This is a genomic window from Cellulosimicrobium sp. XJ-DQ-B-000 (assembly GCF_031119065.1).
Taxonomy (GTDB): domain Bacteria; phylum Actinomycetota; class Actinomycetes; order Actinomycetales; family Cellulomonadaceae; genus Cellulosimicrobium; species Cellulosimicrobium funkei.
In genome coordinates this window covers 73,439-93,631 of record NZ_JAVHYN010000009.1, presented here as the reverse complement: position 1 = coordinate 93,631, position 20,193 = coordinate 73,439, and the positions used below count along the sequence as shown (strand labels likewise).

At 74.5% G+C, this 20,193-nt stretch carries 17 protein-coding genes and 3 tRNA genes; 14 read left to right on the top strand and 6 right to left on the bottom strand.

The features are described 5' to 3' along the window. Nucleotides 1–10 precede the first annotated feature (10 nt). From RDI86_RS13140 to htpX, 5 genes are all read left to right on the top strand, one after another. Nucleotides 11–4,489 carry an FtsK/SpoIIIE domain-containing protein gene (locus tag RDI86_RS13140; protein WP_061268516.1) on the top strand — a complete coding sequence of 1,493 codons (4,479 nt, stop codon included), beginning with the start codon at nt 11–13 and terminating at the stop codon, nt 4,487–4,489. Between the two features lie 135 nt (nt 4,490–4,624). Continuing rightward, nucleotides 4,625–4,897 (top strand): WXG100 family type VII secretion target, encoded by a 273-nt coding sequence (locus RDI86_RS13135; protein ID WP_021482523.1) that lies wholly within the window; start codon nt 4,625–4,627, stop codon nt 4,895–4,897. Nucleotides 4,898–5,028: 131 nt separating this feature from the next. Next, entirely contained in the window at nt 5,029–5,502 is a 474-nt protein-coding gene (locus tag RDI86_RS13130; RefSeq protein WP_211931983.1) for an LpqN/LpqT family lipoprotein, read from the top strand. Between the two features lie 217 nt (nt 5,503–5,719). Next, nucleotides 5,720–7,132: an FAD-dependent oxidoreductase gene (locus RDI86_RS13125; RefSeq protein WP_034653179.1), complete on the top strand. Its 1,413-nt coding sequence runs from the start codon at nt 5,720–5,722 to the stop codon at nt 7,130–7,132. Nucleotides 7,133–7,364: 232 nt separating this feature from the next. Next, entirely contained in the window at nt 7,365–8,249 is an 885-nt protein-coding gene (htpX, locus tag RDI86_RS13120; RefSeq protein ID WP_021483666.1) for a zinc metalloprotease HtpX, read from the top strand. A gap of 44 nt (nt 8,250–8,293) precedes the next feature. Here the strand turns inward: htpX and RDI86_RS13115 are convergent, their stop codons facing one another. Genes RDI86_RS13115 through rarD form a run of 3 tightly spaced genes read right to left on the bottom strand, consistent with a single transcriptional unit; the run spans nt 8,294 to nt 10,862 of the window. Next, entirely contained in the window at nt 8,294–9,268 is a 975-nt protein-coding gene (locus RDI86_RS13115) for an HAD family hydrolase (RefSeq protein ID WP_308821553.1), read from the bottom strand. Between the two features lie 5 nt (nt 9,269–9,273). Next, on the bottom strand, nt 9,274–9,768 hold the full coding sequence (locus RDI86_RS13110) for a YajQ family cyclic di-GMP-binding protein (RefSeq protein WP_043654125.1): 495 nt from the start codon (nt 9,766–9,768) through the stop codon (nt 9,274–9,276). A 56-nt stretch (nt 9,769–9,824) separates the two neighbouring features. Beyond that, on the bottom strand, nt 9,825–10,862 hold the full coding sequence (gene rarD, locus RDI86_RS13105) for an EamA family transporter RarD (protein WP_308821552.1): 1,038 nt from the start codon (nt 10,860–10,862) through the stop codon (nt 9,825–9,827). Between the two features lie 130 nt (nt 10,863–10,992). Here rarD and RDI86_RS13100 point away from each other — a divergent pair. The 6 genes from RDI86_RS13100 (at nt 10,993) to RDI86_RS13075 (ending at nt 12,625) form a co-directional block, all read left to right on the top strand. Continuing rightward, nucleotides 10,993–11,074 (top strand) — tRNA-Tyr (locus RDI86_RS13100). A gap of 165 nt (nt 11,075–11,239) precedes the next feature. Then, nucleotides 11,240–11,312, top strand: a tRNA-Thr gene (locus tag RDI86_RS13095). Nucleotides 11,313–11,373: 61 nt separating this feature from the next. Then, a tRNA-Met gene (locus RDI86_RS13090) sits at nt 11,374–11,450 on the top strand. Nucleotides 11,451–11,536: 86 nt separating this feature from the next. Continuing rightward, nucleotides 11,537–11,707: a 50S ribosomal protein L33 gene (rpmG, locus tag RDI86_RS13085; RefSeq protein ID WP_021482899.1), complete on the top strand. Its 171-nt coding sequence runs from the start codon at nt 11,537–11,539 to the stop codon at nt 11,705–11,707. Between the two features lie 28 nt (nt 11,708–11,735). After that, nucleotides 11,736–12,194, top strand: a complete 459-nt coding sequence (locus RDI86_RS13080; protein ID WP_076405063.1) for a MaoC family dehydratase N-terminal domain-containing protein — start codon at nt 11,736–11,738, stop codon at nt 12,192–12,194. Next, nucleotides 12,191–12,625: a MaoC family dehydratase gene (locus tag RDI86_RS13075; RefSeq protein WP_021482901.1), complete on the top strand. Its 435-nt coding sequence runs from the start codon at nt 12,191–12,193 to the stop codon at nt 12,623–12,625. Before RDI86_RS13080 ends, RDI86_RS13075 begins: the two co-directional genes overlap by 4 nt. 88 nt (nt 12,626–12,713) lie before the next feature. On the opposite strand, the gene RDI86_RS13070 is transcribed toward RDI86_RS13075, so the two are convergent. After that, nucleotides 12,714–13,745 (bottom strand): hypothetical protein, encoded by a 1,032-nt coding sequence (locus RDI86_RS13070; protein ID WP_061268513.1) that lies wholly within the window; start codon nt 13,743–13,745, stop codon nt 12,714–12,716. Next, nucleotides 13,742–14,356 carry a SigE family RNA polymerase sigma factor gene (locus tag RDI86_RS13065; RefSeq protein ID WP_370670917.1) on the bottom strand — a complete coding sequence of 205 codons (615 nt, stop codon included), beginning with the start codon at nt 14,354–14,356 and terminating at the stop codon, nt 13,742–13,744. Before RDI86_RS13065 ends, RDI86_RS13070 begins: the two co-directional genes overlap by 4 nt. Nucleotides 14,357–14,517: 161 nt before the next feature. Between RDI86_RS13065 and RDI86_RS13060 the strand changes: the two genes are divergently transcribed. Further along, the gene (locus RDI86_RS13060; RefSeq protein WP_308821551.1) at nt 14,518–16,047 is read left to right on the top strand and encodes a Tat pathway signal sequence domain protein; all 1,530 of its coding nucleotides are present in this window, start codon (nt 14,518–14,520) and stop codon (nt 16,045–16,047) included. A gap of 9 nt (nt 16,048–16,056) precedes the next feature. Here RDI86_RS13060 and RDI86_RS13055 read toward each other — a convergent pair whose 3' ends face one another. Further along, on the bottom strand, nt 16,057–17,199 hold the full coding sequence (locus RDI86_RS13055) for a LacI family DNA-binding transcriptional regulator (protein ID WP_168944725.1): 1,143 nt from the start codon (nt 17,197–17,199) through the stop codon (nt 16,057–16,059). A gap of 72 nt (nt 17,200–17,271) precedes the next feature. Here RDI86_RS13055 and RDI86_RS13050 point away from each other — a divergent pair, with 72 nt between their 5' ends. Both RDI86_RS13050 and RDI86_RS13045 read left to right on the top strand, forming a co-directional pair. Then, the gene (locus RDI86_RS13050) at nt 17,272–18,879 is read left to right on the top strand and encodes an MFS transporter (protein WP_308821549.1); all 1,608 of its coding nucleotides are present in this window, start codon (nt 17,272–17,274) and stop codon (nt 18,877–18,879) included. Further along, the gene (locus RDI86_RS13045; protein ID WP_308821548.1) at nt 18,876–20,189 is read left to right on the top strand and encodes an MFS transporter; all 1,314 of its coding nucleotides are present in this window, start codon (nt 18,876–18,878) and stop codon (nt 20,187–20,189) included. The genes RDI86_RS13050 and RDI86_RS13045 overlap by 4 nt, the downstream gene beginning before the upstream one ends. Nucleotides 20,190–20,193: the final 4 nt, after the last annotated feature.

Genomic DNA, 20,193 nt, shown 5'->3' with positions numbered 1-20,193 from the left:
AGGAACTCCCGTGCGAATCAAGCTCACGCTGCACCGTCCCGACGCCAGCACGACGAACGTCGCCGTCACGGCCGACGCGACGGCGTCGGTGCGCGACGTCGCCGAGGCGCTGTTCGCGGGCGACCCGACGCGCGCGGGCACCGCCGTCCCGGACCGGCTCACGCTGCAGGTCGGGACGTCGCCGTCGGGCAGCGGCCAGGGCCGCGTGCTGTCGCCGACGAGCGACCTCGTCGAGGCGGGCCTGCGGTCCGGCTCGACCGTCTCGATCGTGCGGGTGTCCGAGCAGTTCGACTCGCCGGGCCAGGACCGCGGGGCCGCCGTCGCCGTGCTGCGCGTGCTCGAGGGCCCGGACGCGGGGCGCGAGTTCTCGCTGCCCGTCGGCACGAGCTACCTCGGGCGCGACCGCAACATGGACATCCGCCTGAGCGACCCGCAGGTGTCGAAGCGGCACGCGCGCATCACGGTCGGCGAGACGATCGAGATCACGGACACGAACTCCGCGAACGGCCTGGTCATGGGCGGCCAGCGGATGCTGCGCTCGACGCTCACGTCCGCGGACACCGTGACGATCGGCTCGACCGTGGTCTCGGTCGTCGCGCTGCACCGCACGACGAGCCTCGCGCCGACGAGCCCGGTCGTGGAGTTCAACCGGTCCCCGCGCGTCGTGGCCCGCTTCGGCGAGCGCAAGCTGCGCGCGCCCAAGCCGCCGCAGCCGCCCGAGCCGCAGCGGTTCCCCTACCTCGCGATGGTCGCGCCGCTCCTCATGGGCGTGATCCTCTACTCCGTCACGCGCAACGTCCTGTCGATCGTGTTCATCGGGCTCAGCCCGATCCTCATGCTCGGCAACTACCTCGACCAGAAGGTGCAGGCGCGGCGCAAGCTCAAGGCGCAGCGCGAGCAGTTCGAGGCCGCCGTCGTCGCGATGCGCGACACGATCGACCGCACGCACGCGGTCGAGCGCGCGGTGCGGCTCTCCGAGGCGCCCTCGGTGGCCGACACGGTCGACGCGGTGCGGCGCCTCGGCGGCCTGCTGTGGACGCACCGCCCGGAGCACGACGCGTTCCTCTCCGTCCGGATCGGTCTCGGCTCCGCGCCCGCGCGCACGCAGCTCGAGCAGCCGAACGAGAACAACACGCTGCCGGAGTACTGGAACGAGCTCGAGAAGCTGCACGCGCAGTGCGCCACGATCTCCGGCGTCCCGGTCGTCGCGCGCCTGCGGACCGACGGCGCGCTCGGCGTCGCGGGGGCGGGGGCCGCGGTCGACGCCGTCGCGCGCGGCGTGCTGGTCCAGCTCGCGGGCCTGCACTCGCCGTCGGAGCTCGTGCTCGCGGCCGTGACGTCGCAGCGCTCGCGCGCGGACTGGGAGTGGCTCGAGTGGCTCCCGCACACCGGGTCGGCCCACAGCCCGCTGGGCGGCGAGCACCTCGCCGACAACCCGGGGGCCGCGCAGTCGCTCCTGTCCCGGCTCGAGGACCTCGTCGAGCTGCGCGGCGCCGACCTCGGCACGCACGCCGAGCTGCGCGGGCCGATCGACCCCGAGGAGGGGGAGGACACCCCCAAGCCGGTCCTGCCGACCGTCGTCGTGCTCGTCGAGGACGACGCCCCGGTCGACCGCTCGCGCCTCACGCGCCTCGTCGAGCGCGGCGCGGACGCGGGCGTGCACGTCGTGTGGGTCGCGCCGTCCGTCGAGCAGCTCCCGGCCGCGTGCCGCACGTTCGTGCTCGTGGACACCGTCGACACCGCCGACACCCCGGGCGGCTCCGCCGGCGCGACGAGCGGCGAGGTCCGCGTGGGCCGTCTGACCTTCCCCGTGGCGTGCGAGACGGTGGACCTTGCGACGGCGCACGAGGTCGCGCGCATCCTGGCCCCGGTGGTCGACGTCGGCGCGCCCGTCGACGACGACTCCGACCTCCCGCGCTCGGTCTCCTACCTCGCGCTCGCGGGCACGGCGCTCGCGGAGGACCCGAGCCGGCTCATCGACGCGTGGCGCGAGAACGGGTCGCTCACGCCGCGCGACGGCTCCCCGCCGGTACGGCGCTCGGCGCCGACCAACCTGCGCGGGCTCGTCGGCCACTCGGGCACCGAGCCGCTCTACCTGGACCTGCGCACGCAGGGCCCGCACGCGCTCGTGGGCGGGACGACGGGTGCGGGCAAGTCCGAGTTCCTCCAGTCCTGGGTGCTCGGCATGGCCGCCGCGCACAGCCCGGACCGCGTGACGTTCCTGTTCGTCGACTACAAGGGCGGCGCCGCGTTCGCCGACTGCGTGAACCTGCCGCACACCGTCGGGCTCGTCACGGACCTCTCGCCCCACCTCGTGCGCCGCGCGCTCACGTCGCTGCGGGCCGAGCTGCGCTACCGCGAGCACCTGCTCAACCGGAAGAAGGCCAAGGACCTCGCGTCCCTCGAGCGCACGGGCGACCCGGACGCGCCGCCGAGCCTGCTCATCGTCGTCGACGAGTTCGCGGCCCTGGTCAACGAGGTCCCCGAGTTCGTGGACGGCGTCGTGGACGTCGCCCAGCGCGGCCGGTCCCTCGGGCTGCACCTCATCCTCGCCACGCAGCGTCCCGCGGGCGTCATCAAGGACAACCTGCGCGCCAACACGAACCTGCGCGTCGCGCTGCGCATGGCCGACGAGGACGACTCGACGGACATCCTCGGCATCCCCATGGCCGCGCACTTCGACCCGTCGATCCCGGGCCGCGGCGCCGTGAAGACCGGCCCCGGTCGGATCACGCCGTTCCAGACCGGGTACGCCGGCGGCTGGACGACGTCGCGCCCCGAGCGTCCCCGGATCGACGTGCAGGAGATGTCGTTCGGCACCGGGGTGCGCTGGGAGCTCCCGGAGCCCGAGGTCGAGGAGGTCACGGACCCCGGCCCCAACGACATCGCGCGCGTCGTCGCGACGATCTCGCGGGCCGCGACCGAGGCCGCCGTCCCGATGCCGCGCAAGCCGTGGCTCGCCGAGCTCGCGCCGACGTACGACCTCGCGCGCCTGCCCAACCCGCGCACGGACACGATGCTGCTGCTCGGCGTGGAGGACGACCCGAAGTCGCAGGCCCAGCCGACGGTGTTCTACGAGCCCGACCGCGACGGCAACATGGCGATCTACGGCACGGGCGGCTCGGGCAAGAGCGCGACGCTGCGGACGATCGCGGTCTCGGCCGCCATCACCGCGCGCGGCGGCCCCGTCCAGGTGTACGCGATCGACGCGGGTGCGAGCGGCCTGCGGATGCTCGAGGACCTGCCGCACGTCGGCGCCGTCATCTCGGGCGACGACGAGGAGCGCGTCCAGCGCCTGCTGCGCACCCTGCGCGACCTCGTGGACGAGCGGTCCGCCCGCTACGCCGCCGTCCGCGCGGGCAGCCTCGACGAGTACCGCCGGCTCGCCGGCGCGCCCGACGAGCCGCGCATCCTGCTCCTGGTCGACGGCATCGGTGCGTTCCGCGAGTCGTACGAGTTCCGGCCCGCGCACGCGTTCCCCGTGTGGGGCGCGTTCACGGCCGTCGCGACCGACGGGCGCCAGGTCGGCGTCCACGTCGTCGTCGCGGGCGACCGCGCGGCGTCGGTCCCGACGTCGCTCGGCTCGACGATCCAGAAGCGGCTCGTGCTGCGCCTCGCGAGCGAGGACGACTACCTGACGCTCGGCGTCCCGAAGGACGTGCTGTCGCTGACGTCCCCGCCCGGTCGCGGCGTCCTCGACGAGAACGAGGTCCAGGTCGCGGTGCTCGGTGGCGACCCGAACGTCGCGCTCCAGGCGCGCGAGCTCGGCAAGCTCCGCGACGCGATGACGCGGCTCGGCATCCCGCAGGCGCCGGGCGTCGAGCGGCTGCCGGACGGCTTCGCGCTCGAGTCGCTGCCCGAGGTCACGGGCGGGCGCCCCACGATCGGCCTCGACGACCTCGACATCGCGCCCGTGGGGCTCCCCGCGCGCGGCACGTTCATGCTCTCCGGCCCTCCCGGGGGCGGCCGCACGACGGCGCTCGTCACCATCGCGCAGGCCGTGCGCCGGGCGCGCGCGGGCCGGGTCGTGTACCTCTCGCCGCGCCGCACGAGCATCTCGGCGCTCGACGCGTGGGACACCGTCGCGACGTCGCCCGAGGAGGTCGTGACGCTCCTCGAGACGCTCACCCAGGCGATCGAGGGCGGGTCGCTGCGCCCGGGCACGCTCACGGTGCTGGTCGAGTCGGTGACCGAGTTCACCGGCACCCCGGCCGAGCAGCCGCTCGTCGCGTTCGTGCGGGCCGCCACGCGGGCCGAGCAGCTCGTCGTGGGCGAGGCGGAGTCCTCGACGTGGGGCCAGGCGTGGGCGATCGCGCAGCCGTTCAAGGCGGGCCGCACCGGCCTGCTCCTGACGCCCGGCGACCTCGACGGCGACACGCTGCTCGGGACGGGGCTGGGCCGCATCCGCCGCGCGGACTTCCCGCCGGGACGCGGCTTCCTCGTGGTCTCGGGGAGGGCGCGCAAGCTGCACGTCGCGCTCCCGCGGTAGCGACGTGACGACCACGGGCACCTCATGGGGACACCTCCCCATCGACGGCGCTCGTGGGCCGATGGTTGAGTACTGCCATCGACAACGGGACGACGTCCACGCAGGGTGGGGGTCGAGACACAGAAGGAGAACACCATGGCTGGTGGCATGTGGGGCGCGAACGTCGAGGAGCTCCGTGGGCTCGGTCAGACGCTGCAGCAGAAGGCGGACGAGATCCGGACGACGATGCAGAACCTGAACTCCCAGATCCAGAGCGTGCCGTGGGAGGGCCCCGACGCCCAGCAGTTCAAGGGCAGCGACTGGCCGGCCGCGCAGACGCAGCTGAACAACGTCGCGCAGACGCTGACGGACGCGGGCCAGAAGGCCACGCAGAACGCGCAGCAGCAGGAGCAGGCTTCGAACAGCTGATCCGGCTGAGCTCCGCCGAGGGCGCGGGACCCCGAGAGGGTCCCGCGCCCTCGGCGTACGCACGCCCTGGCTCGGGTGCGAGACTGCTGACGCGCCCCGTGGCGCCCACCCCCGACGAGAGGACCTGACGCATGACCGAGCTGCGCTACCCGAGCGACGACTTCCCCGCGCCCGTGGGGGTGCGCGTGGTCGCGCCGGAGAGGTGGGTCCCGCTCCCGCACGTGGGCCTGCCGCTCGCGCTCGGCCGCGAGGTCGAGCCGGGGGAGTTCAACCCGAACGTCATCGTCACGGTGTCGCGGATCCGGGCGGAGCAGACGCTCGACGACGCGCACGCCGAGGTGCTCCGCAAGCTCCGGCCGATGCCGCGCCTGCGCGAGCTCGACGGCGGCGAGGTGGACGTCGACGGCCTGCCGGGGCGCTGGCTGGAGGCGTCGTTCAAGGGGGGCGGGGGCACGGTCCTCGTGCAGGCGGTGCGCACCGTCGTGGTCCCGCGCGGCCCCGTGGCCGACCTCGTGCAGACGACGGGGACGTGCACGCTGACGCAGCACCCGTGGGCCGCGGCGGAGATCCGCGCGGTCCAGGAGAGCCTCCGCGTCGACCGCTGACCCCCGGCGTTACATTCGCCCGGACCGCAAGACGGGGTATCCAGCAGGCGAGACCGGTGTCAGGCTGGTCACGGAGGAGAGGGTCCGAGTGAGGCAACCCTCACCCCAGTCGTACAATCGAGAGGTCTCCTGCGGCCGGTACCCACCGGTCGACGCGGAACGGCCCGTCGGCCGCGCGGGAGAGACCCCCGTCCTCGACCGGAAGGCGCCCTGTCCTGTGAGCAGCATCCGTCCACTGCGCGTCGCGATCGTCGGCGCTGGTCCCGCCGGGATCTACGCCGCGGACATCCTGTCCAAGACCGACCTCGACGTGAGCATCGACCTGTTCGAGCGCCTGCCCGCGCCGTTCGGGCTCGTGCGCTACGGCGTCGCGCCGGACCACCCGCGCATCAAGCAGATCATCGTCGCGCTCCACAAGGTGCTGAGCCGCGGCGACATCCGCCTGCTCGCGAACGTGGACTACGGCGTCGACCTCAAGCTGGACGACCTGCGCCAGTACTACGACGCGGTGATCTTCTCGACCGGCTCGATCCGTGACGCGGCGCTCCCGATCGAGGGCATCGACCTCCCGGGCTCCTACGGCGCGGCGGACTTCGTGTCCTGGTACGACGGCCACCCCGACGTCCCGCGCACGTGGCCGCTCGAGGCCCAGCAGGTCGCGGTCCTCGGTGCCGGCAACGTCGCGCTCGACGTCGCGCGCGTGCTCGCCAAGCACGCGGACGACCTGCTGCCGACCGAGGTCCCGCAGAACGTCTACGAGGCGCTCAAGGCGTCGCCGGTCACCGACGTGCACGTCTTCGCGCGCCGCGGCCCGGCGCAGGCCAAGTTCTCGCCGCTCGAGCTGCGCGAGCTGGGCCACGTCCCGGACGTCGACGTCATCGTCTACCCGGAGGACTTCGAGTTCGACGAGGGCTCGATGGCCGCCATCAGCTCCTCGAACCAGACGAAGCAGGTCGTCAAGACCCTCACCGACTGGACGCTCAAGGACCCGAGCGAGAACACGGCGTCGCGCCGCCTGCACCTGCACTTCCTCCACGCGCCGTCGGCCGTCCTCGGCGACGGCAAGGTCGAGGCGCTGCGGACCGAGCGCACGCGTCTCAACGGCGACGGCACGGTGTCCGGGACGGGCGAGTTCCACGAGTGGCCCGTCCAGGCCGTGTACCGCGCGGTCGGTTACTTCGGCTCGCCGCTCCCGGAGATCCCCTTCGACGAGCTCAAGGGCGTCATCCCCAACCGCGAGGGCCGCGTCGTCGACATCGACGGCGAGCACCTCCCCGGCGTCTACGCGACGGGCTGGATCAAGCGCGGTCCCGTGGGCCTCATCGGGCACACGAAGTCCGACGCGTCCGAGACCGTCCGGCACCTCGTCGAGGACGTCACGGGCGCGGGCGACGGCGGCGACGTCGCGGCGGCCGACCTCACGGCGGGCCGCGTCGCGCCGCTCGGCGAGCCCGAGGCCGTCCTGGACTTCCTGCGCGAGCGCGGCGTCGACCCGATCGAGTGGTCGGGCTGGGAGCTCCTGGACGCGTACGAGCGCTCGCTCGGCGAGCCGCACGGGCGCGAGCGCATCAAGGTCGTGCCGCGCGAGGACATGATCCGCGTCGCGCGCGGCCAGTCGCAGGCCGGCTGACCCGGCCCCGGCCGCACGCCCGACGGCGCCCCACCCGCACCGGGTGGGGCGCCGTCGTCGTCCCGGGCGTGGTCCGGGACCTCCCTCGTCGCGGGTGCCCGACGCCGTCGCCCCGCCCGGGAACGGGACGGTCGCCTCGGGCGTTCATCCAGGTGGGCGTCGGCAGGGTCGGCGCCCGTCGGGCGCCCGGCACACCGCGCGGGCGGGCCCGGGGCGCGGAAGGGAGCACAGCGTGGGGCGTCAGCACTTCAACGGTCTCAAGACGGCGGGCCTGTTCGGCGTCATGTGGGCCATCGTCCTGGGCCTGTGGGCCCTGTTCGGCGCGCGCGCGAACCTGCTGTGGGTGTTCGTCGGCATCGGCCTCGTCACGACGTTCTACGGCTACTGGAACTCCGACAAGATCGCGATCCGCGCGATGCACGCGCGCCCGGTGAGCGAGCTCGAGCAGCCCGCCATGTACCGGATCGTGCGCGAGCTCTCGACCGAGGCGCGCCAGCCGATGCCGCGCCTGTACGTCTCGCCCACCCAGGCGCCCAACGCGTTCGCGACGGGTCGCAACCCGAAGAACGCCGCCGTGTGCTGCACCGAGGGCATCCTGCGCCTGCTCGACGAGCGCGAGCTGCGCGGCGTCCTCGGGCACGAGCTCATGCACGTGTACAACCGCGACATCCTCACGTCGTCGGTCGCGGGCGCGCTCGCCGGGGTCATCACGTCGCTCGCGCAGTTCCTGCTGATCTTCGGCGGCGACCGCGACCGCGGCGGCAACCCGCTCGCGGCGATCGCCATGGTGGTCCTCGCGCCGATCGCGGCGATGCTCGTGCAGCTCGCGATCTCGCGCACGCGCGAGTACGACGCGGACGAGGACGGCGCGAAGCTCACCGGGGACCCCCTCGCGCTCGCGTCCGCGCTGCGCAAGCTCGACGCCGGGACGCAGCGCGCCCCGCTGCCCCAGAACCGCGACCTCGTCGACGTCTCGCACCTCATGATCGCCAACCCGTTCCGCGGTGCGGGCGTCGGCAAGATGTTCGCGACCCACCCGCCGATGGCGGAGCGCATCAAGCGCCTCGAGGCGATGGCCGGCCACGGCCCGGGCTACGGCGGCATCACGTACCACTGACCGGTGCGCACCGGAGTGCGGGGCCTGGAGCCCGGTGGCCGCGCTCAGCGGGCCGTCGACGTCCTCCCGGGTGCGTGGAGCAGGGCCTCGACGGCGTCGAGCAGGACGCGCGCGACGCCGTCGTCGTCGTTCGAGACCGTGCGGTCGGTCGCCGTCGCGAGCACGTCGGGGTGCGCGTTCGCGACGGCGAACGAGCGCCCCGCCCAGCGCAGCATGGGCAGGTCGTTGGGCATGTCGCCGAACGCCCAGACGTCGCGCGGCTCGACGCCGAGACGCGCGCACCAGCGCGCGAGCGCGGCGTCCTTGGTGACCGTGGGGGCGAGCAGCTCGGCGAGCCCTGCCGCGCCGGAGTAGGCGAGGTGGGCGCGGTCCCCGACGGCGTCGCGCACGCGCGCGAAGAACGTCTCCTGCGCCGTCGTCTGCACGTCCGCGACGACGACCGGCTGCGTCGCGGGGGCGTCCTCGACGGGCACGGCGGGGTCGCGCGCGAGGATCTTGCCGACGGGCTGCCGTCCCGCGTCGCCCGGCGCGTCGTCGTGGCCGAGCGTCGTCTCGACCACGGCGACGACGTCGGCGTCGTCGTCCGGCGTGGAGCGGAAGCCCGGGTCGAACGTCGGGCCGTCGACGCGCTCGAACGCGAGCGCGACGCCCGGGACGGCGGCCCGCAGGTCTTCGACGAGCGTCGAGGCCTCGCTGTCCGTGAAGCCGCACACGTCGAGCGGGCTCGCGGTCGCGAGGTCCCAGACGGCGGCCCCACCGAGGCAGATGACGTGCCCGTGCCCGCCCACGACGTCGGCCAGCGCGCCGAGCCAGCGCGGCGGCCGGGCGGTGACGAACACCACCTCGACGCCCGCGTGCTCGGCCGCGCGCAGGGCGGAGCGGGTGCGCTCCGAGACGGTGCCGTCGGAGCGCAGGAGCGTGCCGTCGAGGTCCGTCGCGACGACGCGCGGGAGCCCGCTCGGCGACGCGGCGGGACGGCCCGGCGCGACCGGGCGCGGGCCGCCGTCGGGCACGGTCACGGTGGCTACCGGTAGTTCGTGAACTGCAGCGCGACGTCGAGGTCGGCGCCCTTGAGCAGCGCGATGACGGTCTGGAGGTCGTCGCGCGACTTGCTCGTCACGCGCACCTCGTCGCCCGTGATCTGGGTCTTCACGGCCTTGGGGCCCTCGTCGCGGATGATCTTGGTGATCTTCTTCGCGTTCTCGCTCGACAGGCCCTCCTTGAGGGTCGCGACGAGGCGGTACTCCTTGCCCGACGCCTTGGGCTCCTTGTCGCCCGTGTCGAGGGACTTGAGCGAGATGCCGCGCTTGATGAGCTTGGTCTCGAACACGTCGAGGATCGCGAGCACGCGCTCGGCCGAGTTGGCGACCATGACGATCGTCTCGCCGCTCCAGGCGATCGACGCGCCGACGTTGCGGAAGTCGTAGCGCTGCGAGACCTCCTTGGCGGCCTGGTTCAGCGCGTTGTCGACCTCCTGGCGGTCGACCTTGCTGACGATGTCGAACGACGAGTCGGCCATGGGTGGTCCTCTCTCGGGCCGGGAACGGTGCTGGGTCCCACCGTAGTCGAGCGTGCTCAGCGACGGGCCGCGAGGCGCGTCGCCCGGGCGGTGCGCAGGCCGTCGACCGACAGCACGACGAGCGCGAGCCAGACGAGCCCGAAGCCCGCCCACCGCGTCGGCGACATGGGCTCGTGGAACACGAGCAGGCCGAACAGGAACTGCAGCGCGGGGCCCAGGTACTGCAGGAGGCCGACGACGCTCAGCGGCAGCCGCCGGGCGGCCGCGCTGAACAGCAGCAGCGGCAGGGCCGTGACGATCCCGGCGGAGGCGAGCAGCAGCGCGTGCCCGACGTCCTCGGTGCCGAACGTGCCGGCTCCCGTGGCGCCCAGCCACCCGAGGTAGACGAGCGCGACGGGCGTGAGCACCGCCGTCTCGACGGCGAGCCCCGGGAGCGCCTCGACAGTGCGGCCCACGCGGTTCTTCACCAGGCCGTAGAGGCCGAACGAGCCGGCGAGGACGAGCGCGATCCACGGCAGGCCGCCGGCACCGGTGCTGATGACGACGACGGCGGCCGCGCCGACGCCGACCGCGACCCACTGCGCGGGCCGCAGCCGCTCGCGCAGGACCGCCACGGCGAGGAGCACGGTGACGAGCGGGTTGATGAAGTACCCGAGCGCGGCGTCCAGCACGTGGCCGGAGAGGACGCCGTACACGTAGACCGTCCAGTTCGTCACGATGAGGACGGCGGCGACGGCGAGCGTCCCGAGCGTCCGGGGCGACCGGAGGGCGGCGACGAAGCCCCCGAGCTGGCGTGTCGCGGCGAGCAGCACGAGACAGAAGAGCAGGCTCCACACGACGCGGTGGGCGATGATCTCGAGCGGTGCGGCCGGCTCCAGGAGCGGGAAGTACAGGGGCATCGCGCCCCAGAGGAAGAACGCGCCGGCACCGAGCAGCAGGCCCCAGCGGTCCGTCGGGGCGGGTGCGCCGCGGTCCGTGCCCGACGGCGCGGGTGCCGCGGCGTCGGACGGTGCGGCGGGGACGGACGGGGCGTCGGGGGGCGCGGGCGTCCCGGTGCCGGGGAGGTGGTCCGGCGCGGGGGAGGGGTGGGTCACCGCACCACTGTACGGAGGGGCGCCCACACGCGGATTTCGCACCTGGTCCGCTCGGGCTGTATCGTTGGCTCGCCCGCACGGCAGGGGCTGCACCTGGTGCAGCGTCCACCGGCGAGCGACAACTCCACACGGCAGGTTGCCCGAGCGGCCAAAGGGATCTGACTGTAAATCAGACGGCTCAGCCTTCGGGGGTTCGAATCCCTCACCTGCCACCGGAGCGACGGGGCGTCACCCACGGGTGGCGCCCCGTCGTCGTGCCGGTCCGGTGCGTGGGGCGTGCCCCGCGAGCGCGTCGCCGGCACGGTCCGACGGCCCGGAAACGGCGGAACGACGCCGATTTCTCTCGGCGCCATGTTCCGTGTAGAGTTTTCCGCGCTGCCCCGATAGCTCAGTCGGCAGAGCGTCTCCATGGTAAGGAGAAGGTCAAGGGTTCGATTCCCTTTCGGGGCTCTGTGGTGACGCGGGGTCGTCTTGCTGGAATACTGCAAGGCGACCTCGCGTTCAGTCACGCGGCGGGGTAGCTCAGATGGTTAGAGCGCACGACTCATAATCGTGAGGTCGCGGGTTCGATCCCCGCCTCCGCTACCACTTTCGACAACCTCGTACGGCGGCCGGCGTCGTGCGACCTGCACAGCACATGCGCCCTCCGGAGGCGCGAGAGGTGGCTCACTACCGTGGCAAGCAAGAGCGCTGACGTTCGCCCCAAGATCACGCTGGCCTGCGTGGACTGCAAGGAGCGCAACTACATCACGAAGAAGAACCGTCGCAACGACCCGGACCGCCTGGAGCTCGCGAAGTTCTGCCCGCGCTGCGGCAAGCACACCGCGCACCGCGAGACCCGCTGAGCCTCCGGCTCCGCGCCCGCGACCCGCAGTGAGCGTCAACCTGGCCTATGTCGGCCGCGAGTACCCCGCCAACGCGCCGTACTCGGTGGGGCGCGAGAAGCTGCGCGAGTTCGCGGGCGCCGTCGGCGCCACCCACCCCGTGCACCACGACCTCGTGGCGGCGCGGGGTGCTGGCTATCCGGACCTCGTCGCACCTCCGACCTTCGCGGTCGTCGTCGCCCAGCGGGCGGAGGGGCAGCTCATCGAGGACCCGGAGGCGGGCATCGACTTCTCGCGCGTCGTCCACGCGGACGAGCGCTTCACGCACCACCGGCCGATCGTCGCGGGCGACGAGCTCGTGACCGTGCTGCACGTGGACTCGATCGTCGAGCGAGCCGGCCTCGCGATGGTCACCACGCGCTGCGAGATCGCGGCCCTGTCCGACGCCGGCGCCGAGCCGGTCGCGACCGTCACCTCGACCCTCGCCGTCCGCGGGGAGGGCGCATGAGCACCGACGTCACCCGTCCCGTCCTCGCCGACCTCTCCGTCGGCGACGTGATCGGCACGCGCACGGTCGAGGTCGACCGCGCCCGCCTCGTGCGGTACGCCGGTGCGAGCGGCGACTTCAACCCCATCCACTGGAACGACGCGTTCGCGGCCGAGGTCGGCCTGCCGGGCGTCATCGCGCACGGCATGTTCACCATGGGGGCCGCCGTCGCGCTGGTGGAGGACTGGGCCGGTGACCCGGGCGCGGTCGTCGACTACCAGACCCGGTTCACGCGTCCCGTGCCCGTGCCCAACCCAGGCGTCGCGACGCTCGAGGTGACGGGCACCGTCGGCGCGATCGACGGCGAGGCGGGCACCGTCCGCGTCGACCTCACGGTCACGTTCGAGGGCGCGCGCGTGCTCGGCAAGACGCAGGCCGTCGTCCGCCTCTGACCCGCGGTCGCCCGGGGCGACCACGCGCTCCTGACGCCACGAGGGCGCCGCACCCGGCCGGGTGCGGCGCCCTCGTCGTCTCGAGGACTCAGCAGGTCTTCCAGCAGTCGGGGCCGCCGCTCGCCGGGGGCGGCCCGGCGACCTCTCCCTCGTCGAGATACGTGGTGTGCAGCACGACGTGCTGCAGTGCGGCGGCGCCGTCGCCGTCCGACCCCGCGGTCGGGGCGTCGGCGGTGGGCTCGGAGCCGGACGTGCCGAGATCGACGTCGAAGGTGAGCTCGAGGAGCCGGTGCTCCGCCGTGTCGTAGACGAGCCTCACGATCCGGTTGCTCTGGTCCTGGCCGACCCATTCGAGGCCCTCCCCGGTACGCCCCTGCGTGTCCTGGACGGCGCCGAGCGGGGTGCTGGCCGCCAGCCCGGTGAGCGTCGCCCAGAGCCCGTCGCGCACGGCGGGCGAGGTGGGGCCGCTGTGCAACAGGTTCCACGTCTTCTGGGCGAGCGCGTCCTCGTTCACGGTCCCGACCTCCGCCCGGACGCTGTCGCGCAGGAGCGCGTCGAGCTCCGCCGGGTCCGTCGGGAGCGTGGCGAGCTCGTCCCAGCCGAGCCGGACGTGCTCCCCGTCGATGACGAGCGACCCGAACGTCGAGCCGGGCGAGGGTTCCATGGCGTCGTCCCCCTCGAAGGCTCGGTACGAGTCGCCCTCCGGATCACGCGCGGTCCAGTACGTGATGCCCTGCGAGCGCTCCTCGGTCCGTCCGTCGCTGGTCGTCTCCGTGCTGGTCGTCAGGGTGCGGACGCGCCAGTACGGCCCGTCGGCCGGGCCGTTGCCCTGCGGCCTCCCGTCGGGGACCGGCGCCGCGGCGTCGCCGCCGCTCGCCGGAGCGATCTGCGACGGGTGCGTGGGACTGGGCTCCGACCAGTAGGACGCCGCACCCACCCCGCCGGCGACGACCGCGAGCGCGCACAGGCCCGAGACCACGGTGCGGCGCCGTCGTCGGCTGCGGCGGGCCGTCGGGAGCACGCGGTCGGTGTCGACGTCGATGCGGGGGGCGAGCGTGTCGACCCGTGCGCGCAGCGCGCGCACGAACGTCTCGTCGTCGGTCGGAAGGGTGCCGGTCATGGCTGCCTCCTGTCGGTCCGGTCGGTGGGGCGGTGGTGCGGCGCGCCGGCGGTGCCGAGGACGGAGCGGAGCTGTCCGAGCCCGCGGGACGCCGTGGACTTCACGGTGCCGACGGAGACACCGAGGTCGTCGGCGACCTCCCTCTCGCTCAGCCCGACGAGGTGGCGCAGCACGACGACCCGGCGCTGGCGGGCCGTGAGCGTCGCGAGCGCGCGGACGAGGGCGTCCCGCTCGGCGTGCTGGTCGGCCCGGGCGTCGCTCGCCGTCTCGGGTAGGTCGGGCGGAGCGACGAGCACCTCCCGTCGTCGGCGGCGCCACGTGTCGACCCGCAGATTGGCGAGGGTGCGGCGGGCGTACGCGTAGGGATCGCGCTCACGGGCCGTGCGCCAGTGCAGGTACGTGCGGGTCAGGGCCTGCTGGACGAGCTCGTCGGCCAGGTGCGCGTCGCCGCACAGCAGCCACGCGGTGCGCGCGAGCCGGGGAGCGGCGCTCGCCATGAAGTCGCTGAACTCCTGCTCGTGCGACGTGACCACCCGGACGACGGGGAGCAGGGCGTCGGGTGGTGGGCTCTCGTCGGGCTGGTCGTCGGCCGAGAGGGCGATCGCGTTCACGGTCATGACTGTCACACGCGCGAGGGCTCCCGAAGGTTGAGTCTCCGGCGTGCGATGCGGCGCACCGGGTTCGATACGTCTCGCCTCGGCACACCCCTTTCGCCGTGAGAGCGCTCCCACTATGGTGGGTCGCGCCACTCACGACGTCGAAGGAGACGCTCATGACCCAGCTCGACGGCCGCTCTGGACGGCCCGACCTCACCGCGCACGACCCCGGTCCCGCTCGCGGCGTCGACCGACGCACCGTCCTCGCCCTCGGCGGCGCGCTCGCGCTCGCGGGGCTGACCGCGACCCCGGCGGCGGCCCGCTCGGGTGCGACCCTGCCTGCGGCGACGGGCGCCGTCGGGCAGGCTGCCGGCGTCCCGGCGCGGGGCCGCGCGGCGTCGGTCCAGCGCGCCCACGGCTTCCTCGCCGCGGCGACCGACGCCTACCCGGAGGTGAACCCCGGCCCGCGGCTCGCGCAGTCCTACGCCGACCAGCTCGGGCTGTTCTCCACCGCGTTCGTCTACGACAACGCCCTCGCGATCCTCGCGACGCTCACCGCGGGGCGACGCCACCTCGACCGCGCGCGGGCGCTCGGCGACGGGCTCGTCTTCGCGCTCGAGCACGACCCCGACCACGACGACGGCCGGCTCCGGCAGGCGTACAACGTCGGTCCCTACACGTTCTACGACGGCACGCCGCAGGAGCACGGGCTCGTGCTCCCCGACGGGACGGCGAACGTCGGGTGGCAGTTCGGCTTCCTCGGGACGGCGGTCGGGGACATGGCCTGGCCGGGCATCGCCCTGCTGCACCTGCACGCCGTGACGCGCGAGCGACGCTACCTCGACGCCGCCCGGCGGATCGGCGAGTGGATCGTCGCGAACACGTGGTCGCAGGCGCCCCTCGGCGGGTTCTCGTTCGGCGTGGACGGCGCGAACGTCCCGATCCCCAACGGCTCGACCGAGCACAACGTCGACTGCGTCGCGTTCTTCCGCCAGCTCGGGTACGTGACGCGCGACCGGCGCTGGAGCCGTGCCGCCGAGCACGCGCGCGCGTTCGTCGACCGCATGTGGGAGCCCGAGGGCGGCTACCTCTACACCGGCACGAACGACGGCACCGAGATCAACCGGGACCCGCTCCCGCTCGACCCGCAGACGTGGGGGTGGCTCGCGCTGCGCGAGCGGCGCTACGCCCGTGCCCTGGACTGGGCGGACGACGCGCTGGCCGCGCGCGACGTCGCGGGCGAGGGGGTGTCGCAGCTCCCCGCGGGCACGGTCGTCGAGGGCGTGACGTTCTCGAGCGCGAGCCTCACGTCGACGGCCTCGTACAACGACCTGCCGGTGCACCCGCAGGGCGTGTGGCTGGAGGGGACGGCGCAGCTCGCGTCGGCCCTCGCGGACCGCGGGGCGCGCGGGCGGGGGAGTCGCGACGACCGGCGGCGGGGACGCCGGGGCTGCGAGCGGGACGACGACCGGGTCCGCGCCGAGGGCCTGCTGCGGGAGGTCCAGGGCGTGCAGGAGGGCGTCGGCGCCGGTCAGACGATCGGGGGCGCGCCGCTGCCCGAGCGCGCGGGCGTCGTCGCGGCGTCGAGCCTGCTCGACTCGGGGTTCGGGTTCGGGTACTTCCAGGTCCAGCACGTCGGCGCGACGTCGTGGTACCTGCTCGCCGCGGCGCGCGCGAACCCGCTCCAGCCGGGCCGGCTGGGCTGACGCGAGGGCTCAGGTGGTGGGGGCGGGGCCCGTCGTCGTCCCCACCACGAGCTCGACGTCGAGCTCGACCGTGGTGGGCGCCTCGCCCGCGAGCTGGCGGATGACGGCCAGCCCGAGCTCGGCGCCCTTGCGCGCGAGCGGCTGGTGCACGCTCGTCAGCACGTCGGGGGCCAGCCACGGGAGGTCGAGCCCGTCGAAGCCCGCGACCGAGACGTCGTCGGGCACGCGCAGCCCGAGCTCGCGCGCGGCGAGCAGCGCGCCCGCGGCGAGGAGGTCGGAGTGGGCGATGACGGCGGTCGGCCGGGTCGCGGGGTCGGCCGGCTCGGTCGTCCCGTCGGCCGCGGGGCGGCCGAGCAGGGCGAGCGTGGCGGAGCGGCCGTGCTCGACGAGCGAGGCCTCGGTCTCCCAGCTCGCGACCGGCTCGACGACGTCGCGCACGCCCGCGAGGCGGTTGGCCGTCGGGGTCCGGTCCACCTGCGCGAGCCGCGCGGCGTCGAGCGGTCCGCTGCGGTCGGACGTGTCGAGGGGGAGCGAGACCTCGGCGATGCGCGTGTGCCCGAGCTCGACCAGGTGCCGCACGGCGTCCGCGGTGCCGACGCGGTCGTGGATGAGGACGAGCGGGGCGCCCTCGACGGGGCGGCCCTCGCCGACGACGACGGGCACGCCGCGCCGCTGGAGCGCGGCGAGCGTCGCGTCGTCCGTGCCGACGCCCCACACGAGCACCGCGACGTCCATGGCCGCGCTCTCGACGAGCGGGTCGACGGCGCGTGCGGGGTCGTCGGACGGGATACCGGGGATGAGCAGCACGCCGAGGCCGTTCTCGCCCAGGGTCGAGACGAGGCCGTCGAGCACCTGGACGGCGACGGGGTCGCGGAACGCGCGGCGCAGCTGGTCGCCGACGACGACCCCGACGACGCCCGACCGGCCCGAGCGGAGCTGGCGGCCCAGCGGGTTCGGTCCGGTGTACCCGAGCTCCTTCGCGGCGTCGAGCACGCGCGCGCGGGTCTCCGGGGTGATCGGCCCGGCGCCGGAGAACGCGAGGGAGGCCGTCGAGACGGAGACCCCCGCGAGCTCGGCGACCTTGGCGAGCGTGGGCCGGTGAGCCGGCGCGGCGGGCGCCGCGGGCTCCCGGTTCCCGGGGGTGTCGCTCATCACGCTCCCTGCCTCCCGCGGGCGCGGGATTCTCGATTGACGCGCGGCCAGCGTACCCGCACACTGGTGACCATGCCTCGAATCGATTCGAAGCGCACTCTCGTCCGTCGGATCGAATCGATTCGAGGAGGTGCTGCGCAGTTCTCGTCCGGCCCCGAGTCCGACGCCCGCGCCCTGGCCAGGGCCCGCTGGGTGCTCCTCGGGGTGTTCGCGCTCAACGGCGTCATGATGTCGAGCTGGCTCGCGCGCCTCCCCTCCGTGCGCGACGCGCTCGGCCTCGGCCCCGCAGACCTGGGCGTCGTGCTCCTCGCGGGCGCCGTCGGCGCGCTCCTCACGGTCACCGCGGCCGGGCCCTTCGTCACGCGGTTCGGCGGCCGGGTCGCGTTCGCCGTCTCGGCGGGCCTGTTCGGCGTCGCGTTCCTCCTGCTCGGGCTCGGCCCCGCCACCGGGTCGGTCGCGCTCCTCGCCGTGGGCATCTTCGTCAACGGCATGGCGTTCTCGCTCGGCAACGTGCCGATGAACGTGGAGAGCGCGGGCATCGAGCGGCGCGTCGGGCGCACGATCCTGCCCCAGTTCCACGCCGCGTTCTCCGTCGGCGCCGTCGTGGGCTCGCTGGTCGGCGCGGCGTGCGCGCACGCCGAGGTGCCCGTCGTCGTGCAGTTCGTCGCGACCGGGGTCGTCGCCACGGTGTGGCGGCTCGCCGCGATCCCCGCCACGGTCCACGACACCCTCCCGACGCGGACCCCCGCCCGCGGCACCGCGGCGCCGGCCCCGGTCGACGCGCTCGGCGACGCCGTCGTCGACGTCGAGACGGCGGGCCTGCGCGCGCGCCTCGCCCGTCGCGGTGCCCGGCTCGGCGCCGCGCTGTCGGCATGGCGCGAGCCCCGCACGCTGCTCATCGGGCTCGTCATCCTCTCGGCCGCGCTCTCCGAGGGCTCCGCCAACGACTGGCTGTCCCTCGCCGTCGTGGACGGGTTCGCCCAGACCGAGGCCGTCGGCGCGGTCGTCTTCGGTACGTTCGTCGCCGCCATGACCGTCATGCGCCTCGCGGGCACGCGCCTCATCGACCGGTTCGGCCGCGTCACCGTGCTCCGCGCGTCGGGCGTCGCGTCGATCGCCGGTCTCGTGCTGTTCGGGTTCGCACCGACGCTCCCGCTCGCGGCCGTCGGGGTCGTCCTGTGGGGCTTCGGCGCCGCGCTCGCGGTGCCCGTCGGGATCGCCGCGGCGTCCGACGAGCCCCTGCGGGCCGCGAGCCGCGTCTCGGTCGTGTCGGCGTTCTCCTCGATGGCGTCGCTCGCCGCGCCGCCGCTCCTCGGCCTCGCCGCCGAGGCGATGGGCGCGCGCCACGCGCTCGTCCTCATCGTCGCCGCGATGGTTCTCAGCGTCCTCCTCGCGCGCCAGGTGGCGCCCCTGGGCACCGCCGCTGCCCGCGCGGCGCGCCCGGAGCGCGGCACCGACGACGCCGCACCCGTCGCGGTGCAGGATGGTCCGGTGGACGTCCCGACCCCCGGCGCGCACGGCGCCCCGGACGCCGTGGGCGCCCCCGCCCCGGCCGACGGCGCCCGTCGCCGCCGCCCGTGGCGCAGCGTCCGCGCGGGCGCCTCCGCCACCGCCCACCGGGCCGCGTCCCGCCGCCCCCGCACCCGCCCGTCGCACCGCCGCGAGGAGACCTCCGCATGACCACCGCCCGACCCGACCGCCGCGTCGTCGCCCTCGCCACCTGGTCCGTCTTCGCGGTCTTCTTCCTCAACGGGTTCAACTTCGCGACGTGGGCCTCCCGCCTGCCCGCGGTGCGGGACTCGCTCGGCTTCACCGAGGCGCAGATGGGCCTCCTGCTGCTCTTCATGGCGGTGGGGTCGCTGCTCGCGCTGCCGCTGTCCGGGATGGTCGTCCAGCGGCTCGGCGCCTCGAAGGCCGTGACGGTCTTCGCCGTGACCAACGTCGTCGGGCTCGTCACCGCGGTCACGGGCGTCGCGACGGGGGAGGACGTCGTCGTGCGCGTCGGGCTGTTCCTCGCCGGGATCGGCACCGGCGTGTGGGACGCCGCGATGAACCTCGAGGGCGCCGCCGTCGAGCAGCGGCTCGGCAAGGCGATCATGCCGCGCTTCCACGCCGGGTTCTCGTTCGGCACCATGGCCGGCGCCGGCGTCGGCGCGCTCATGGCCGCGCTGCACGTGCCCGTCCAGGTGCACCTCACGGCCGCCGTCGTGCTGAGCCTCGTCGGCGTCCTGTGGTGCGTGCGGTTCTTCCTCCCCGCGGGCAAGGTGGAGCACGCGGTCGCCGACGCCGTCGAGGACGCCGCCGGTGCCGACCCCGCCGCCGCAGCCGGGAGCGGGGCGTCGCACGGCACGAGCAAGGACGAGCGCGGGGCCCTCAGCGCGTGGACCGAGCCGCGCACCCTCCTCATCGGGCTCGTCGTGCTCGCGGCCGCGCTCACCGAGGGCGCCGCGAACGACTGGGTGAGCCTCGCCGTCGTCGACGGGTTCGGCACGTCCGACGCGATGGGCGCCGTCGGGCTCGCCGTGTTCCTCACCGCCATGACCGGGATGCGCCTGCTCGGGACGGGCCTGCTCGACCGCTACGGCCGCGTCGCCGTCCTGCGCCTGGGCGCCGCGCTCGCGCTGCTCGGTCTGCTCGTGTTCACGCTGTCCCCGAACCTCTGGGTCGCGCTCGTCGGCGTCGTCGCGTGGGGCATGGGTGCCGCGCTCGGGTTCCCCGTGGGGATGAGCGCCGCGTCCGACGACCCCGCGCGCGCCGCCGTGCGCGTGAGCGTCGTCGCGACGATCGGGTACTCCGCGTTCTTCATGGGGCCGCCGCTCATCGGGTTCCTCGCCGAGCACGTCGGCTACCGCGGGGCGCTCCTCGTGATCGCCGTGCCCGTCGTCGTCGGCCTGCTGGTCGTCGGCGCGACGCGTCCGCTCCCCACGGCCGCCGGTGCCGCGGGCCAGCAGGCCGCCCAGGGCGCGGACCGCGCGGGGCGCGCCGACTGACGGG

Bases quoted from the DNA above. Each gene is read 5' to 3' on its own strand.
- RDI86_RS13135 (WP_021482523.1), top strand. From the start codon at position 4,625: ATGGCTGGTGGCATGTGGGGCGCGAACGTCGAGGAGCTCCGTGGGCTC.
- RDI86_RS13130 (WP_211931983.1), top strand. From the start codon at position 5,029: ATGACCGAGCTGCGCTACCCGAGCGACGACTTCCCCGCGCCCGTGGGG.
- RDI86_RS13110 (WP_043654125.1), bottom strand. From the start codon at position 9,768: ATGGCCGACTCGTCGTTCGACATCGTCAGCAAGGTCGACCGCCAGGAG.
- RDI86_RS13075 (WP_021482901.1), top strand. From the start codon at position 12,191: ATGAGCACCGACGTCACCCGTCCCGTCCTCGCCGACCTCTCCGTCGGC.
- RDI86_RS13070 (WP_061268513.1), bottom strand. From the start codon at position 13,745: ATGACCGGCACCCTTCCGACCGACGACGAGACGTTCGTGCGCGCGCTG.
- RDI86_RS13060 (WP_308821551.1), top strand. From the start codon at position 14,518: ATGACCCAGCTCGACGGCCGCTCTGGACGGCCCGACCTCACCGCGCAC.
- RDI86_RS13055 (WP_168944725.1), bottom strand. From the start codon at position 17,199: ATGAGCGACACCCCCGGGAACCGGGAGCCCGCGGCGCCCGCCGCGCCG.
- RDI86_RS13050 (WP_308821549.1), top strand. From the start codon at position 17,272: ATGCCTCGAATCGATTCGAAGCGCACTCTCGTCCGTCGGATCGAATCG.
- RDI86_RS13045 (WP_308821548.1), top strand. From the start codon at position 18,876: ATGACCACCGCCCGACCCGACCGCCGCGTCGTCGCCCTCGCCACCTGG.